Genomic DNA, 15,517 nt, shown 5'->3' on the forward strand with positions numbered 1-15,517 from the left:
TCGAGCAGGCCAATTATCAAGTCTCCTTACTGTTACTGTTTTGGGACAACATGACATTCTGTAAAAAATTGCTCTTCAAAAGACTGATTAGCTACTTCTTGAATTTCTTTTATTGTGAGTTTTTCCAAGACTGGAACAACCTCAAACAAATCCATATCATTAAAGGCATACCTTGTAAATTGGTTCGCGATAAACTCAGGGGAGTTAATTGAGCGCAAGAACGCTCCAATTTTCTTCTTTTTGGCTCGATCTAATTGCTCTTCACTTACATTAAAGGTCTTTGCATCTAGTAAGACTTTCTTTAGTCTAGATGCTAATGCTTCAGGGTCAGATGTGTCTCCTCCTACGATAACAAAACCAAATCCAGATTCTTCGGTATAATCATATGAGAATGTCTCATCAATCAGTCCATCATTATAAAGACCTTCATAGACATCAGAGCTTTTTCCAAATAAAATATCCAAAATAATATTTAACGATAACTCATGTCGCAACAACTCTTCCCCAGATTTGTTCGGGTTGTGAGCCTTAACCCCTACAAGACATTTTGATGACTGAACATTCATTTGTAGAACCTGTTTCTTTTCAGCCACTTCTGCTTGCTCTTCATCAAATTTCCGTTCAATTTCTGACTGTTCTTTATAGTCCTTCTTTTCTTGGTTTGTGCGAACAAACTCCATAATTTTATCTGGTTCAACCGGTCCAACAATAAAGAGAAGCATATTGCTTGGATGATAGAAAGTTTCATAACACTCATAAAGCATATCTTTTGTGATCTTTGAAATTGAGTCAACTGTCCCTGCAATATCGATTTTGACGGGGTGATTTTTAAACATATTCTGTATGACACCAAAATACAGTCTCCAATCAGGATTATCATCATACATATTAATTTCTTGACCAATAATACCCTTTTCCTTTTCAACTGTTTTCTCTGTGAAATATGGACTTTGCACAAAATCAATTAATGTTTCTAAATTTTGTTCAACATTAGATGTGCTTGAAAACAGATATGCTGTTCTCGTGAAGGAGGTAAACGCATTTGCGGATGCCCCTTGTTTACTAAAATCCTGAAAAACATCGCCGTCTTCTTTTTCAAAAAGCTTATGCTCTAAAAAATGAGCAATTCCATCTGGTACCTTAACCATTTCATTTTTTCCGTGCGGAACAAATTGATTGTCAATCGATCCATATTTCGTTGTAAAGGTAGCATATGTTTTATTGAATCCTTTCTTTGGCAGGACATATACATCTAAGCCATTTGGGAGCTTCTCGTAATATAATTCCTCTTGTAATTGTTCAAACGTTATTTTACTCATTATTCAGTTCCCTCCAAACCTGCTAAGAAATAGACTGTATCTAATTCTACCTTTTTAGCTACCTGAACAATCTCTTCTTTTGTGATGGCTTCTATACCAGTTAACCATTCCTCAAGTTCACGTTTTTCCTTTGCTACGACATTATGATAAAGGACTTCAACAATTCCTCTTGAGGTGTCCATTGTTTCTAACAACTGATTCTTTATTACGGCTTTCGTTTGACTGATATCTTCCTCTGAAAAATCTCCCTGTTTCATTGCTTCCATCTGTTCCTTAATAATGGTTACAGCTTTGTTATAATTTTCAAATTCAATTCCAGACATCACCATTAAAATCCCTTTATGACTCTCCACTCGTGATGCTACGTAATAAGCAAGACTCTCCTTCTCACGTACATTAAGGAATAATTTCGAATGAGAAAAACCACCGAAAATGCCATTAAACAGTTGCAGGGCATGATACTCCTTATCATTAAAAGTAACATTTGTACGATAACCAATATTTAATTTTCCTTGTTTAACATCTTCTTTATCGATTACTTCATTTACTTTAGAAATCTGTTTCCTTGTGTGAGAAAATGACCGATCTATATGTTCTCTCTTGGTGAAAGGAAAAGACCTTTCGATTGAAGGAAGGATTTGGTCCACTTTGATGTTACCTACAATATAAATATCTATTTCATCTTCATTTAGCATTTTTTGATAATATTTAAATAATGAAGCAGCACTTATTTCTTCAATATCTTCAATGCGGCCATTCACATGAAGATGGTATGGTTCATCTTTACACATCTCCTGTACAAGACGAAGATTCGAATATCTCATCTTATCATCATAAACGGCTTGAATTCTTTGCTTTAGGCTTCGTTTTTCCTTATCAACAGTTGATTGTTTGAATGTCCCATTTTCTAGAACTGGGGAAAATATTACACCCGAAAGTAAGTCAATTGCCTTATTTAACAATGGGGTTTGATCAGATAAATAAATTTCATTGGCAATTTCCATCTTAAAGGAAATAACATGATACTCACCTTTTTTAGATACATCTACAGAAAGAGATGCTCCATATAATTCGTCTAAATAACTTCTTAATGCAGTGGAGGAAGGATATTTTTCTGTCTCGCTTTCCAATACATATGGAAGCAATGCACGTTGTGTCACATCTTCTTCTTTCAATGGAGCCAAAAATTTAACGATAATTGTATTGGTCTTATACTTTTCAGTTTCAATGGTATGAAGAGTCATGCCATTAAGTACATGTTCATGCTTTGTTAATAACAAACTAATTCCTCCATTTCTAATCTTGGTTATGTATCTATAGCTTTTAACTAATTACAATGAAATAAACCTTTAAAATCACTATAACCTTAGATAAACAATATTATCAAGCAATGGGTACCTTGAGATAAAAAAAAGAACCCTATAGTTAGGGTCCTCTCTTCGTTTATCTTTTTCCTTTAATGTATGGTGTACCAACAGCTTTTGGCGCTTCAGCACGTCCAACAAATCCTGCTAAGGCTAAGATTGTCAAAACATATGGTATGATTGTTAAAATAACATTTGGGAAATCCTGCAAAAATGGAATTTGACCTCCAATTACACTTAGTGATTGTGCTAATCCGAAAAACAAGGCAGCTCCAAGTGCACCAAGTGGATGCCATTTACCAAAGATCATCGCCGCTAATGCTAAGAATCCTTGTCCTGAAATTGTACCTGCAGCAAAGTTTCCGGCGATAGATGTAGCATAAACTCCTCCACCTAAGCCAGCAAAAATACCTGAAATAATGACTCCAGTATAGCGCATTCTAGTTACATTAATACCCATTGTATCAGCAGCCATCGGATGTTCTCCAACAGATCTTAGTCTTAAACCAAATGGGGTCTTATATATAATGTACCAAGCAATAAATGCAATTAAGATTGCAATGAACGAGGTAACTGGTACCATCGTAAAAAACAGTTTTCCTACTACTGGTATATCAGATAAAACAGGTATATTTATTTTGTTAATTCTATAATCAATGAAATCCGTTTGTCCTTTGTTATAGATCTTCTTCACTAGGAAGATCGCAAGTCCTAGTGCTAAAAAGTTAATAGCTACACCACTAACAGTTTGATCTGCTCTTAACGTAACACTTGCAACTGCATGAAAAAGTGAAAATACTCCAGATGCAATAGCAGCAACAAGTATACCAATCCAAGGAGAAGCTGCTCCAACTGTATCTTGGATAAGCAATGTAGTTATAATGCTAGAAAATGCACCAAAGACCATTAAACCTTCTAAACCAATGTTAACTACACCAGAACGTTCACTAAACACTCCTCCTAAAGCTGTTAAAATAAGAGGGGCAGCCGTATACAATGTAGCAGGGATAATAATTGCTAATATAGCCAGTATATCCATATTATTTTCCCTCCTTACGTAAACGAGTTAATAAAACCCTGATGATATAGCTTGATGCAACAAAGAAAATAATTAAAGCTATTACAATGTCAATTAATTCAGGAGGAACATTGGCATTAAAGCTCATTTGAGGAGCTGCCGTATTTAGTCCACCAAATAGGGCTGCTGCTACAATGATTCCAAATGCATTATTTGCTCCGAGTAAAGCTACGGCAATCCCATCAAATCCGGTTCCCGTAAACGAGGAAAGAACGGTCATATTTTGAAAAGTACCCAATCCTTCCATTGCACCTGCTAATCCACCAAACGCTCCCGAGATCACCATTGAAAGAATGATGTTCTTCTTTACACTCATCCCTGAGTAAGCAGAAGCATGTTGATTAAGACCAACTGCGCGCAATTCGAATCCTTTTGTCGTTCTTTCAAGTAAGTACCACATAATAATAGCCGCTATAATTGCAACAATAATTCCATAATGCAAACGAGAATTAGATGTGATACTTGCTAAGAATTCAGAAGCTAATGATGCAGATTCTTGAACCTTAAATGATTTTTCATTCCCTGCATATAGAAATCTTTTAATTAAATCCGCTGTCACATAAAGGGCAATATAATTCATCATGATTGTCACAATTACTTCATGTACTTTAAAGTAAGCTTTTAATAGTCCAGGTACTAGTCCCCATATTGCACCAGCAATCGCAGCAGCAATAATTGCCAAAGGGATATGAATGATTGAAGGAAGATTAAGAGCATATCCAACCCACACAGATGCTAACCAACCTACTAACAGCTGGCCTTCAACTCCAATATTAAATAACCCTGTCTTAAACGCAAATCCAACTGCTAGTCCTGCTAATATAAGGGGTGACATGGCACGAATAGTCTCCCCAATCGCTCTTGGACTTCCAAATACCCCATTCCATAACGCTTCATACCCTTTTACAGGATCATATCCCCCAAGTAGCATAATGATAGCACCCGCTATCATGCCGAGTATTGTGGCTAATACAGGAATGAGGATGTTTATAAATTTGTCATTATGTAAGAGCCTCTGCATTATGACACACCTTCTCTTTCTTTCTTACCGCCGGCCATTAATAAACCGAGCTCTTGCTCATTAGTTGTTTTTGGATCAACGATATCGACGATTTCACCTTCATATATAACGGCAATTCGATCACTAACATTCATTACCTCATCAAGTTCAAGCGACACTAACAGTACTGCTCTTCCTTTATCACGTTCTTCAATTAACTTTGAATGAATAAATTCGATCGCGCCTACATCAAGCCCACGTGTCGGTTGTGCAGCGATTAATAAATCTGGGCTGCGGTCAACCTCTCGGGCAATTATAGCCTTTTGTTGGTTACCACCAGATAAAGCACGAGCATGCGTTTGCTCTGATGGAGTTCTTACATCAAACTCTTTAATCAGTCTTTTAGCTTGTTCGAAAATATTAGAAAAATTTAAAATACCAAATTTTGAAAATGGCTCTTTATAGTAAGTCTGTAAAACGATATTTTCTCCAACTGTAAAATCTAATACTAATCCATGCTTATGACGATCTTGAGGTATATGTCCAACCCCAGCCTCAGTAATTTTTCTTGTTGACTGGTTCATTATTTGCTTATCATTTAATTTAATAGAGCCAGATTTAGCTTTTCGTAACCCTGTAACCGCTTCAATTAATTCAGTTTGTCCGTTTCCATCCACACCTGCAATTCCAAGAATTTCTCCAGCTTTTACTGTTAGTGATAAATTCTTAACACTTGGAATATTCCTAGCATCATGGACAATAAGATTTTCAATAACTAGCACATCTTTACCAGGTTTTGAATCTACTTTTGCAACGCTAAAATTTACTTCTCGGCCCACCATAAGTGATGCCAATTGATCCTCATTAGTTTCAGAAACATTAACTGTACCAATTCCTTCACCCTTACGAATGACCGTACAACGATCACAAACTTCCATTATTTCTTTAAGTTTATGAGTGATTAAAATAATGGATTTACCCTCATTAATTAAACGCTTCATTATTTGAATGAGCTCTTTAATTTCTTGTGGTGTAAGTGCACCAGTAGGTTCATCAAAAATTAAAATTTCGGCTCCGCGATATAATGTTTTCAGAATCTCAACACGTTGTTGCATTCCAACTGATATATCTTCAATTTTCGCATGTGGGTCAACTGCTAATCCATATTTTTTTGATAGCTCTGCAATTTCATTTGCTGCCTTATTAATATTGATCGTACCATTTTTAGTTGGTTCACTACCTAGAATGATATTTTCTGTTACCGTAAAATTTTGTACGAGCATAAAATGTTGATGCACCATTCCAATTCCAAGGTCATTTGCAACATTTGGATCGGTAATCTTTACAGGCTGTCCCTTTACTTTAATTTCCCCTTTTTCTGGCTGATATAGGCCAAAAAGAACATTCATCAAAGTTGACTTTCCTGCTCCATTCTCACCAAGAAGCGCATGAATTTCACCTTTTTGCACTTGCAATGTAATATTATTATTGGCAACAATACCTGGGAATTCTTTACGAATGTTATTCATTTCTATAACATATTCCACTTCAAAATCACTCCTAAAACATAGGTAAAAAGCATTGCATTGCTATTAAAAGCAAAGGCTAGTAGTTTTCCACTAGCCTTTGGCATAAACGAGCCTTACAATGAACCTTCGTATTCAGCGTACTCTTCGTCAGTTTGTGGAACTTCAATTTCGCCGCTTAGTATTTTTTGTTCATATTCTTTAATTTTGTTAATTGTATCTTCAGTTAAGTTGGTCGTTGTTGGAGCAATTCCAACTGCACCTTCTTCAATACCGAATACAGTTTCTTTACCACCAGGGAAGTCTCCACCTAATGTTTGTTGTGCCATTTCATATACAGCAACATCAACACGCTTAATCATTGAAGTTAATGTTACATTTTCAGGCATACCTTCTTCATGTTGGTCACGGTCAACTCCGATTACCCAAACATCTTGTCCATTTGCTTTACGGTTTTTAGCTTCTGTGAATACACCGTTACCAGAACCACCAGCAGCATGGTAAATAATATCAACTTGTTGTTCATACATAGAAGAAGCAATTGTTGTTGCCTTTGCTGCATCGTTGAAATCTTCAACATATTGAGCAACGATTTCGATTTCTGGATTTACAGCTTTAACACCAGCTTTAAAACCACTTTCAAATTTCTTAATTAGCGGAGAATCTACTCCACCAACAAATCCAACTTTATTCGTCTTAGTATGTAAAGCAGCTGCAACACCTACTAAAAACGAACCTTGGTGTTCTTTGAATGTAACGTTTGCAACATTATCTAACCAAACAGTATTCCAATTCTCATCAGATAGTAGGCTATCAATTAGAACAAATTGTGCATCAGGAATTTGCTCAGCTGTTGTTTGAACAGGATCTTCTAATAAGAAACCTGCAGCAATCGTTAAATCAAATCCATTTTCAGCAAATTGAGTTAAGTTAGGAATATACTCAGACTCAGCTCCTGATTGAAGATAGCGATATCCTTCACCTTCAGTAAGACCTCTCTCTTCACCAAACTTCACTAAACCTTCCCAAGCAGATTGGTTGAAAGATTTATCATCAACTCCACCTGTGTCAGTTACAAGACCTGCTTTGAAGTCAACTGTTTCAGCTGGTGTATCGCCACCATTATCAGTACCTGCGTTTTCCTGCTCATCACCTGTACCACATGCTCCAAGAATTGTACTTGCAGCTAAAACAAATGACATTGCAAAACCAAATTTACGTTTTCTCATTTTACTTGCCCCCTAAAAAAATTTAAATTAATGAATTTCTAAAAAGAAGTTACTTAATTTGTTCACCTCCTTAAAATGCACCATTTAACTGATTTTTATTATATTCGTTTTCGAACTACATGAAAATCAAACTTGTCTGCTTTAAAATAGTTCAATGAGTATAATATTGGTTTATCGTCTTGATCAAAGTGCATTTGTTTAAGAACTAATAAAGCCGTTTCTGGTTCACAATCTAGTATAGGTGAAATTTTTTCATGGTAGCCAAGTGGTTCAATATGGGTTATTGCATATGTAATATTTCGGCCAGCCTTTTTGTTAAGATAATCGAGTAAAGACTCTTCCTCATGAGAAAAACTAGTTGGAAGCACATGGCTTAGTATTTTATCGATGCAATAAATAACAGGTTCACCATTTGCTGTTCTAACTCGTTCAACCATGATGATTTCATCTTGGCTGTCACAGGAAAAACGCTTTAAATCTTCATCCGATGCACTATTCACAATAGAGGATAGAAAAATGGTCCCCGGAGTCATACCAGCTTGGAGAATCATATCAGTCACACTATTAAGTTGTTCAATACCTGATGTGAATAAAGGTTTTGCATTCACAAAGGTACCTACTCCATGTCTTCTAACAACAATATTTTCTTCCTCAAGGATTCTCAGAGCTTCTCTTAATGTTGCTCGGCTCACTCCTAGATTTTTGGCTAGATCAAACTCAGAAGGAAGCTTTTCCTTCTCTTTGTAAATTCCGTTGTCAATGTCATTCTTAATTCGATCTATTACTTGTAAATATAAGTGCCTATTGTCTAACTTAATGGACATTTTTCTGTTCCTCCGTATAATTGTAAAAGACATCAGACCTCTGATGTTAGACAAATTATTCCTAATCGAAATTAGCATATCACTTTTTTAGTGAGAAATAAATAAGAATTTCGGAATATGTCGAAAAATAATTATACAACCACTTTTTTTAAAGGCAAAGTTTCAATCTAATAGAGTCTATTAGAGAAAAAAAGAAAAAACAAAATAAGAACAGGGAGTTACCCCTATTCTAGTTATGTTCCAACATCTTCATTTTGTGAGGTTACTAAAACCGTTCTTGGTTTACTACCTTCATATGGGCCAACTATACCTCTTGCCTCCATAGCGTCTATTAATCTAGCTGCCCGAGTATACCCGATTCTAAAGCGTCTTTGTAACATTGATACAGATGCAGTTTGCATTTCAAGAATCAATTGAACTGCCTCTTCAAATAAGTTATCCTCTACTTCTTCAACAACCTCTGAGGTTTCTTGAGGTATCATCTCTTCTTGATATTGTGCTTTTTGCTGAGCGATCACAAAATCAACAATTTCTTCAACTTCATTGTCAGATAGGAATGCACCCTGTACACGAACAGGTTTTGAAGCACCAACAGGAAGAAACAGCATATCCCCTCTTCCTAGGAGTTTCTCAGCACCTCCCATATCCAAGATTGTCCTAGAGTCTGTTTGTGACGAAACACTAAAGGCAATCCTAGAAGGGATATTTGCTTTAATTACACCCGTGATTACATCAACAGATGGTCGCTGTGTAGCAATAATTAGATGAATTCCTGCTGCTCTAGCCATTTGAGCTAAACGAGTAATTGAATCCTCAACATCTGAAGAGGCAACCATCATCAAGTCAGCAAGCTCGTCCACAATAACCACAATATAAGGCAAGGATGGTTGTTTTGCTTCTTCTATTTCATTATGGCGTTTTATATAATCATTATATCCTTCAATATTTCTAGTCCCACTATGAGAAAATAACTCATATCTGCGTTCCATCTCATTCACTACTTTTTTCAATGCTTGAGATGCTTTTTTTGGATCTGTGACAACCGGTGCAAGCAAATGTGGAATCCCATTATACATATTCAATTCAACCATCTTAGGATCAATCATCATCATCTTAACTTCATGAGGTTTCGCCCTCATAAGTACACTTACAATAATTCCATTAATACAAACACTTTTCCCGCTCCCGGTAGCTCCAGCTACTAGTAAGTGAGGCATCTTGTTAAGTTCAGCTAAAACAGCCTCACCAGAAATATCTCTTCCAAGTCCTATTAACAATTTTGAATCAGGTCGATCATTTTCTTTTACATCTAGAACCTCTCTTAACGACACCATTGCCACTTCCATATTTGGCACCTCAATACCTATTGCTGATTTTCCAGGAATAGGTGCCTCAATCCGGATATCTTTTGCAGCTAAGGCAAGTGCAAGGTCATCACTTAAGTTAACAATTTTGCTTACCTTGACACCAACATCTGGATATACCTCATATTTTGTTACCGCAGGTCCTAGATGCACTTTTGTTACCTTTGCTTTTACTCCAAAACTTTGGAATGTTTTTTCTAACTTGCGTGCATTGGCATAAATATTTTCATGCTCTGAACTTTGATTATTTGGCTTAGGTGGGCTCAATAAGTCTATTGGAGGTAATTCATAGGCTGTGTTCTCTACTTCAGTGAAAGTAATCGGCAGTATTTTCTCTGCTGGATCTTTCTCATCTAGAACTTCTTTTTTCTCTACCTCTTTACTAGTTTCATTCTCATATACACGGTCTGCAAAATTAGAGATTATGGGAGGAACAGCCTCAGACTCTTGGAAAGAAATCGTTTCTTCAAACTCCTCAAGTTCTGTGTCATTACTAGCGACTTCTTTTTCTTTAGACGGCTGCTTCGAATCGTTCTTTGTTTTTTTCTCCTTAATCTTTTTCCCAGCATTCACCTTCCAATTCTTCACATCATCGATAAATGAGAACCATTGGTCTCTAACGAAGGTCAGAACTGGTAATGTGATTTTCATGACTGTCTCATTAAGTGATTTCCCAGTAACAAGAATAACTCCTATAACAATCAAAAATACAGAAATCATTTTTGTACCTGCTTCATCAAATAAATAGTAAGAAGCAGCAAAAAGGATTGCTCCAATCATTCCCCCACCAATATCATCAGTACTCGTTTCTCCAGCCTGCTGTTCCCAGAATAAATCAAATGTATTTATTATGACACTAGGCTGAACAAAACTTCCGTCATTGGATAAGAGCTTGAACAATGTAACATGACTTAATAATAGAATGGAGCTTGTAATTAAATAAATCCCTAATAATTGCCTATTAATCAATTTAGGCCACTCGCGCTTCCATATTAGATATAGAGAGATGATTAAAAAGCCTAATAAGCCTAATATTGCCCATTCACCTATAAAAAAACGGAAGAAACTATCAAGAATTTCTCCAACAGTACCCAGCCTAGATAACCCTATGCAGGTTATTGCTAAGAGAACTAAACCTATTAGCTCGAATTTCAATGTACTCTTCCAATTATCTTTTCTTTTATTACTTCTTTTCTTTTGCTTTGCCATTTAATCACCCTGCTTTTAATCATGCTATCTATGTAGATCAATATAAAGAAGAAGAAAGCAGCCAAAGATTTGGCTGCTACTCATGTCTTTTCATTAAATTATATCATATAAACGACAAAAAGTAAGAAGTTATCTTTTAATCAATTGGCAAAGTAATCCTGCACCCTGGTGTGAACTGTTCGCACAAGTAATCCTGAGGGTCACTACTCATTACACGTACAACATAATGTTCACCAGGTGCTTGTTCATTCACTAGAATTGGTACTCCACTCATGTTAATGAGTTTTTGCTTTTGATAATCTTCTTCGTTTGGTGGATAGATTAATTCATCTGGCATGATTGAATATAGGGTCATTGTAGCATCTGCCCACTTTCATTTGTATTACGGGCTTCTATTAATTCATTTAATTTTTTTATGGCCTGTCCTACCCCGCCAACTTCATTCATCAGCCCATATTTCACTGCATCTGAGCCGACTACATTCGTACCTATATCTCTTGTTAGATTTCCTTTGGAAAACATTAATTCCTTAAAACGCTCCTCGGTAATATTCGAATTTTTAGTTACAAAATTCACAACCCTTTCTTGCATCTTATCTAGATATTCAAAAGTTTGTGGCACCCCTATTACAAGACCCGTTAATCGAACAGGATGTATAGTCATCGTTGCGGTTTCTGCTATATAAGAATAATCACATGATACTGCAATTGGTACTCCAATTGAATGCCCTCCGCCTAAAACAATTGAAACGGTCGGCTTAGATAATGATCCTAACATCTCGGATATCGCAAGTCCTGCTTCAACATCTCCACCTACAGTGTTTAATATAACTAATAATCCTTCAATTTTCGGATTTTGTTCAATCGCCACAATCTGCGGAATCACATGTTCATACTTTGTTGTTTTGTTTTGTGGAGGTAATTGAATATGACCCTCAATTTGTCCAACAATTGTTAAACAGTGTATTTTAGTATCTGCAGATAATTGAGGTACATTAGTCTGACCTAACTGTTGAATTTTTTCAATTAGGTTTGATCCTTTGGATTCGTTCCCTTTATCTTGTCCCTCTTCCGTTTGCTCACTCGCTATGTACTGATTTTTATCCATAAGTATCCCCTTTCAAGCGATAGTCTCCTATTATTATTAACGAGTAATCCACTAAACATTCTCTTATACTAAATAACAAAGAAAAAAAGAGTTGATCATTGATCAACTCTTAAAGCTTATTTAGACTATTTGATAATGCATTTCGTTCTTGTTCAGTGAGAGGAATTAACGGAAGTCTTACTGAACCCACATCAAGTCCCTTTAACTGTAGTGCCGTTTTAACCGGTGTAGGACTTGGAGCATTAAATAATGACTTCATAATTGGTAACAAGCGTTGATGCTGTTTTGCAGCCTCTACTACATTGCCTTTTTCATATAATGAGATCATTTCCTGCATCTGATTTCCCATAATGTGCGAAGCAACAGAGACTACCCCTTTCCCACCAATTGAAAGAATTGGTAAAGTTAAGCCATCATCTCCACTATATAATACAAAGTCATCTCCTACATTTGCCAGTATCTCAGTCATTGCATTCAAATCACCACTAGCTTCTTTGACTGCTACAATATTAGGTGATTTTGATAATCTTACGATTACATCTACAGAAATATTAACGACTGATCTACTAGGTATATTATAAATCATTACAGGGAGGGACGTACTCTCAGCAATCAATTTAAAATGCTGATAAAGACCTTCCTGACTTGGTTTATTATAATATGGAGCAACAAGCATAATTGCATCAACACCGGCATCTTGAGCTTTTTTTGTCAATTCAATTGAGGCATATGTGTTATTACTGCCAGTTCCCGCGATTACAGGTATTCTTCCATCTACGACTTGAACCACATGTCGAAAAAGGGCAACTTTTTCTTCAGATGAAAGGGTTGGAGATTCCCCAGTAGTCCCAGCTACCACTAAAGAATCTGTACCATTTTTTATCAGATAATTGACTAATTGTGTAGTTTTAACAAAATCTATATTCCCTTTACTGTCAAATGGGGTTACCATTGCAGTGGATACTCTACCAAACTCGATCATGACACTTACACTCCTAACAATTGATTATCTATTGGGTTGGTTCAACAGGTTTTTCGGAAAGTTGGAATGCTGTATGCAAAGCATTAATTGCTTTATGCATTTCCTTTTGTTTAACTAAAACCCAAATAGTTGTATGGCTATCAGCAGATTGGAGGATCCCGATACCTTCTTTTGAAAGTGCTGAAACAATTTTAGCAGTCACCCCAGGAACTCCATTCATTCCTGCACCCACAGTGGATACTTTTGCACACTCTCTTGTAACGGTTGGCTGATACCCTAAAGCCTCAAGAACATTTATTGCCTTATCTGTTTTATCACCAGCAACAGTATATACTACACTTGTCGGGGTGATATTGAAGAAATCGACACTAATTTGTTCTTTTGCCATGGCTTTAAAAACTTCTGTCTGGACATTATATTGACCTTTTTTGGCTTGAACTTTAATTTGTGAAACATTTGATACATGTGCAATACCAGTAATAATGCGCTCGTTTACATCTGTACCTTTATTTTCATCTTTGGTAAGACTTGTTACAAGTGTACCAACAGAATTAGAATAGGTTGAACGAATTCTAATAGGTACCTTTGCTTTCATCGCAATCTCAACTGCACGGGGATGAATTACTTTAGCCCCTTGATAAGCCATATTACAAATCTCAGTATATGTTACAGAAGTAAGAGGTCTAGCGTCCTTCACAATCCGAGGATCAGCAGTCATTACACCTTCTACATCAGTGAAGATATCGATCCACTCAGCCTGAACAGCAGCTCCAATCGCAGCAGCTGATGTATCACTACCACCACGACCTAATGTCGTCACATCTCCAAATTCATTTACACCTTGGAAACCTGTTACAACAACCACTTCGTGTTCGTCAAGTGCCTGTAATAGTCTTTCACATTTCATTTCAGTAATTTTTGCATTTGTGTAGTCGTTATTTGTTCTAAATCCTGCTTGTGCACCATTAAAAGCTGTGGCACGTATTCCATTCTTGTTTAACAAATTCGTAAAGACTACACTTGAAATTAATTCACCACAAGACATGAGCATATCCATTTCTCTCAAGCTTAATGTTGTTTTATTGGCATCAACAAGACTTAGTAATGTATCTGTTGAATATGGATCACCGTCTCTGCCCATTGCAGAAACGACAACAACTATTTTGTGGCCATCAGCTATCGCTTTTTGAATATGATTCTTTGCTAAATCTCTTGTTTGTTCATCCTTAACAGATGTTCCGCCAAATTTTTGGACGATTATACTCATTTAATTAAACACCCCGTAATAGATGTCATAGATGAATGGCTAGAAAGTAGATGAGTTCCCACTCTCATGCCATTATCTCGTTGTATTCTTAGTTCTTTCACTATGTGATGTTATTTAACTAATCCTAGCTTTATTAAGCTTTCAGCTATTTGTACTGAATTCCATGCAGCACCCTTAAGAAGATTATCTGATACAACCCACATGTGAAATCCTTTATCGTTATCTAAATCTTTTCTTATTCTTCCGACAAATACATCATTTTTACCTACACAATGAGCAGGCATTGGATATACTTGGTTTGCAGGATCATCTTGTAATGTTACACCTGCAGATTCTTTTAATAAGCTCTTTAATTGTTCAGAACTTACTCCATTTTCTAATACCTCGAAATACACAGACTCAGAGTGACCTGTTTCAACCGGTAATCTTACACAAGTAGCTGCTACCTGAAGGTCTGGCATTGACATAATCTTCTTTGTTTCATTAATCATTTTCATTTCCTCAAAGGTAAAACCATTATCCTGAAATTTATCAATTTGTGGAATCGCATTAAAAGCAATTTGATAATGCTTCTTATCCCCTTTGACTGGTAGAATCTCTGGGTTAATTTCCTTACCTTCAAGTATTGCTTTGCTTTGATCTTTCAACTCATTGATAGCTGCTGCTCCAGCTCCAGAAACAGCTTGATAGGTAGAAACAATTACCTTATTCAACCCATAAGATTTTCTAACAGGCTCTAGCGCCACTACCATTTGAATGGTAGAACAATTTGGATTGGCAATTATGCCATTGTGAGAATGAAGTGCATCTTCATTTACTTCAGGAACAACAAGTGGAACGTTCTCATCCATTCGAAAAGCACTGGTATTGTCTACAACAATTGCTCCACGCTTAACAGCCTCTGGTGCCATCTCTTTAGAGATATTACCACCAGCACTAAATAAAGCAATGTCCACGCCTTCAAATTTGTCTGGAGTTGCTACTTCTACAGTAATCTCTTGCCCGTTAAAAGTAACAACCTTCCCTGCAGATCTTTCAGAAGATAAAAGTGTAAGTTTTCCAACAGGAAAACCTCTAGATTCTAATGTACGAATCATTTGTTGACCAACTGCGCCAGTTGCACCAAGCACTGCTACGTGAATACCATTTGTTTTTGCCATGTTATTTTTTACCCCCAATTTATATATCATTTTTAGATTTAATTTTGTACATTACTTCGTAAAGGAGCATTCTTCCTCAGGAGCTTGA

The 15,517-nt window shown here is 36.3% G+C and carries 13 protein-coding genes; all 13 read right to left on the reverse strand.

Features of this window, described 5'->3' with window-relative positions:
• Nucleotides 1–32: 32 nt before the first annotated feature.
• Nucleotides 33–1,319 carry an EF-P 5-aminopentanol modification-associated protein YfmH gene (gene yfmH / locus BLQ56_RS03885; protein ID WP_090850154.1) on the reverse strand — a complete coding sequence of 429 codons (1,287 nt, stop codon included), beginning with the start codon at nucleotides 1,317–1,319 and terminating at the stop codon, nucleotides 33–35.
• On the reverse strand, nucleotides 1,319–2,563 hold the full coding sequence (gene yfmF, locus BLQ56_RS03890) for an EF-P 5-aminopentanol modification-associated protein YfmF (RefSeq protein ID WP_090851267.1): 1,245 nt from the start codon (nucleotides 2,561–2,563) through the stop codon (nucleotides 1,319–1,321). Before yfmF ends, yfmH begins: the two co-directional genes overlap by 1 nt.
• 199 nt (nucleotides 2,564–2,762) lie before the next feature.
• Nucleotides 2,763–3,722, reverse strand: a complete 960-nt coding sequence (locus tag BLQ56_RS03895) for an ABC transporter permease (protein WP_090850156.1) — start codon at nucleotides 3,720–3,722, stop codon at nucleotides 2,763–2,765.
• Between the two features lies 1 nt (nucleotide 3,723).
• A complete protein-coding gene (locus tag BLQ56_RS03900; protein WP_090850158.1) occupies nucleotides 3,724–4,782 on the reverse strand; it encodes an ABC transporter permease in 1,059 nt (352 codons plus the stop codon).
• On the reverse strand, nucleotides 4,782–6,308 hold the full coding sequence (locus tag BLQ56_RS03905) for an ABC transporter ATP-binding protein (protein WP_090850160.1): 1,527 nt from the start codon (nucleotides 6,306–6,308) through the stop codon (nucleotides 4,782–4,784). The genes BLQ56_RS03900 and BLQ56_RS03905 overlap by 1 nt, the downstream gene beginning before the upstream one ends.
• Before the next feature lie 95 nt (nucleotides 6,309–6,403).
• Nucleotides 6,404–7,516 carry a BMP family lipoprotein gene (locus tag BLQ56_RS03910; protein WP_090850162.1) on the reverse strand — a complete coding sequence of 371 codons (1,113 nt, stop codon included), beginning with the start codon at nucleotides 7,514–7,516 and terminating at the stop codon, nucleotides 6,404–6,406.
• Nucleotides 7,517–7,614: 98 nt separating this feature from the next.
• Nucleotides 7,615–8,340 carry a GntR family transcriptional regulator gene (locus BLQ56_RS03915; RefSeq protein ID WP_090850164.1) on the reverse strand — a complete coding sequence of 242 codons (726 nt, stop codon included), beginning with the start codon at nucleotides 8,338–8,340 and terminating at the stop codon, nucleotides 7,615–7,617.
• 233 nt (nucleotides 8,341–8,573) lie between these two features.
• Nucleotides 8,574–10,913: an FtsK/SpoIIIE family DNA translocase gene (locus BLQ56_RS03920; RefSeq protein ID WP_090850166.1), complete on the reverse strand. Its 2,340-nt coding sequence runs from the start codon at nucleotides 10,911–10,913 to the stop codon at nucleotides 8,574–8,576.
• A gap of 136 nt (nucleotides 10,914–11,049) precedes the next feature.
• Nucleotides 11,050–11,268 (reverse strand): YlzJ-like family protein, encoded by a 219-nt coding sequence (locus BLQ56_RS03925; protein WP_090850168.1) that lies wholly within the window; start codon nucleotides 11,266–11,268, stop codon nucleotides 11,050–11,052.
• Nucleotides 11,265–12,020 (reverse strand): ClpP family protease, encoded by a 756-nt coding sequence (locus BLQ56_RS03930; protein WP_090850170.1) that lies wholly within the window; start codon nucleotides 12,018–12,020, stop codon nucleotides 11,265–11,267. Before BLQ56_RS03930 ends, BLQ56_RS03925 begins: the two co-directional genes overlap by 4 nt.
• A gap of 109 nt (nucleotides 12,021–12,129) precedes the next feature.
• On the reverse strand, nucleotides 12,130–13,002 hold the full coding sequence (gene dapA, locus BLQ56_RS03935) for a 4-hydroxy-tetrahydrodipicolinate synthase (RefSeq protein WP_090850172.1): 873 nt from the start codon (nucleotides 13,000–13,002) through the stop codon (nucleotides 12,130–12,132).
• Nucleotides 13,003–13,030: 28 nt separating this feature from the next.
• Nucleotides 13,031–14,269, reverse strand: a complete 1,239-nt coding sequence (gene dapG / locus BLQ56_RS03940) for an aspartate kinase (RefSeq protein ID WP_090850174.1) — start codon at nucleotides 14,267–14,269, stop codon at nucleotides 13,031–13,033.
• A 110-nt stretch (nucleotides 14,270–14,379) separates the two neighbouring features.
• Nucleotides 14,380–15,429, reverse strand: coding sequence for an aspartate-semialdehyde dehydrogenase (asd, locus tag BLQ56_RS03945; RefSeq protein ID WP_090850175.1), 1,050 nt, complete (start codon nucleotides 15,427–15,429; stop codon nucleotides 14,380–14,382).
• Nucleotides 15,430–15,517 lie beyond the last annotated feature (88 nt).

It is taken from the genome of Litchfieldia salsa (genome assembly GCF_900104555.1).
Classification (GTDB): Bacteria; Bacillota; Bacilli; order Bacillales; family Bacillaceae_L; genus Litchfieldia; species Litchfieldia salsa.

What these genes read in the sequence shown, in the direction of transcription:
- asd (WP_090850175.1), bottom strand. Translation starts at nt 15,429, where the DNA reads ATGGCAAAAACAAATGGTATTCACGTAGCAGTGCTTGGTGCAACTGGC.
- BLQ56_RS03925 (WP_090850168.1), bottom strand. Translation starts at nt 11,268, where the DNA reads ATGACCCTATATTCAATCATGCCAGATGAATTAATCTATCCACCAAAC.
- BLQ56_RS03910 (WP_090850162.1), bottom strand. Translation starts at nt 7,516, where the DNA reads ATGAGAAAACGTAAATTTGGTTTTGCAATGTCATTTGTTTTAGCTGCA.
- BLQ56_RS03900 (WP_090850158.1), bottom strand. Translation starts at nt 4,782, where the DNA reads ATGCAGAGGCTCTTACATAATGACAAATTTATAAACATCCTCATTCCT.
- BLQ56_RS03930 (WP_090850170.1), bottom strand. Translation starts at nt 12,020, where the DNA reads ATGGATAAAAATCAGTACATAGCGAGTGAGCAAACGGAAGAGGGACAA.
- BLQ56_RS03915 (WP_090850164.1), bottom strand. Translation starts at nt 8,340, where the DNA reads ATGTCCATTAAGTTAGACAATAGGCACTTATATTTACAAGTAATAGAT.
- BLQ56_RS03895 (WP_090850156.1), bottom strand. Translation starts at nt 3,722, where the DNA reads ATGGATATACTGGCTATATTAGCAATTATTATCCCTGCTACATTGTAT.
- yfmF (WP_090851267.1), bottom strand. Translation starts at nt 2,563, where the DNA reads ATGACTCTTCATACCATTGAAACTGAAAAGTATAAGACCAATACAATT.
- dapG (WP_090850174.1), bottom strand. Translation starts at nt 14,269, where the DNA reads ATGAGTATAATCGTCCAAAAATTTGGCGGAACATCTGTTAAGGATGAA.
- yfmH (WP_090850154.1), bottom strand. Translation starts at nt 1,319, where the DNA reads ATGAGTAAAATAACGTTTGAACAATTACAAGAGGAATTATATTACGAG.
- BLQ56_RS03920 (WP_090850166.1), bottom strand. Translation starts at nt 10,913, where the DNA reads ATGGCAAAGCAAAAGAAAAGAAGTAATAAAAGAAAAGATAATTGGAAG.
- dapA (WP_090850172.1), bottom strand. Translation starts at nt 13,002, where the DNA reads ATGATCGAGTTTGGTAGAGTATCCACTGCAATGGTAACCCCATTTGAC.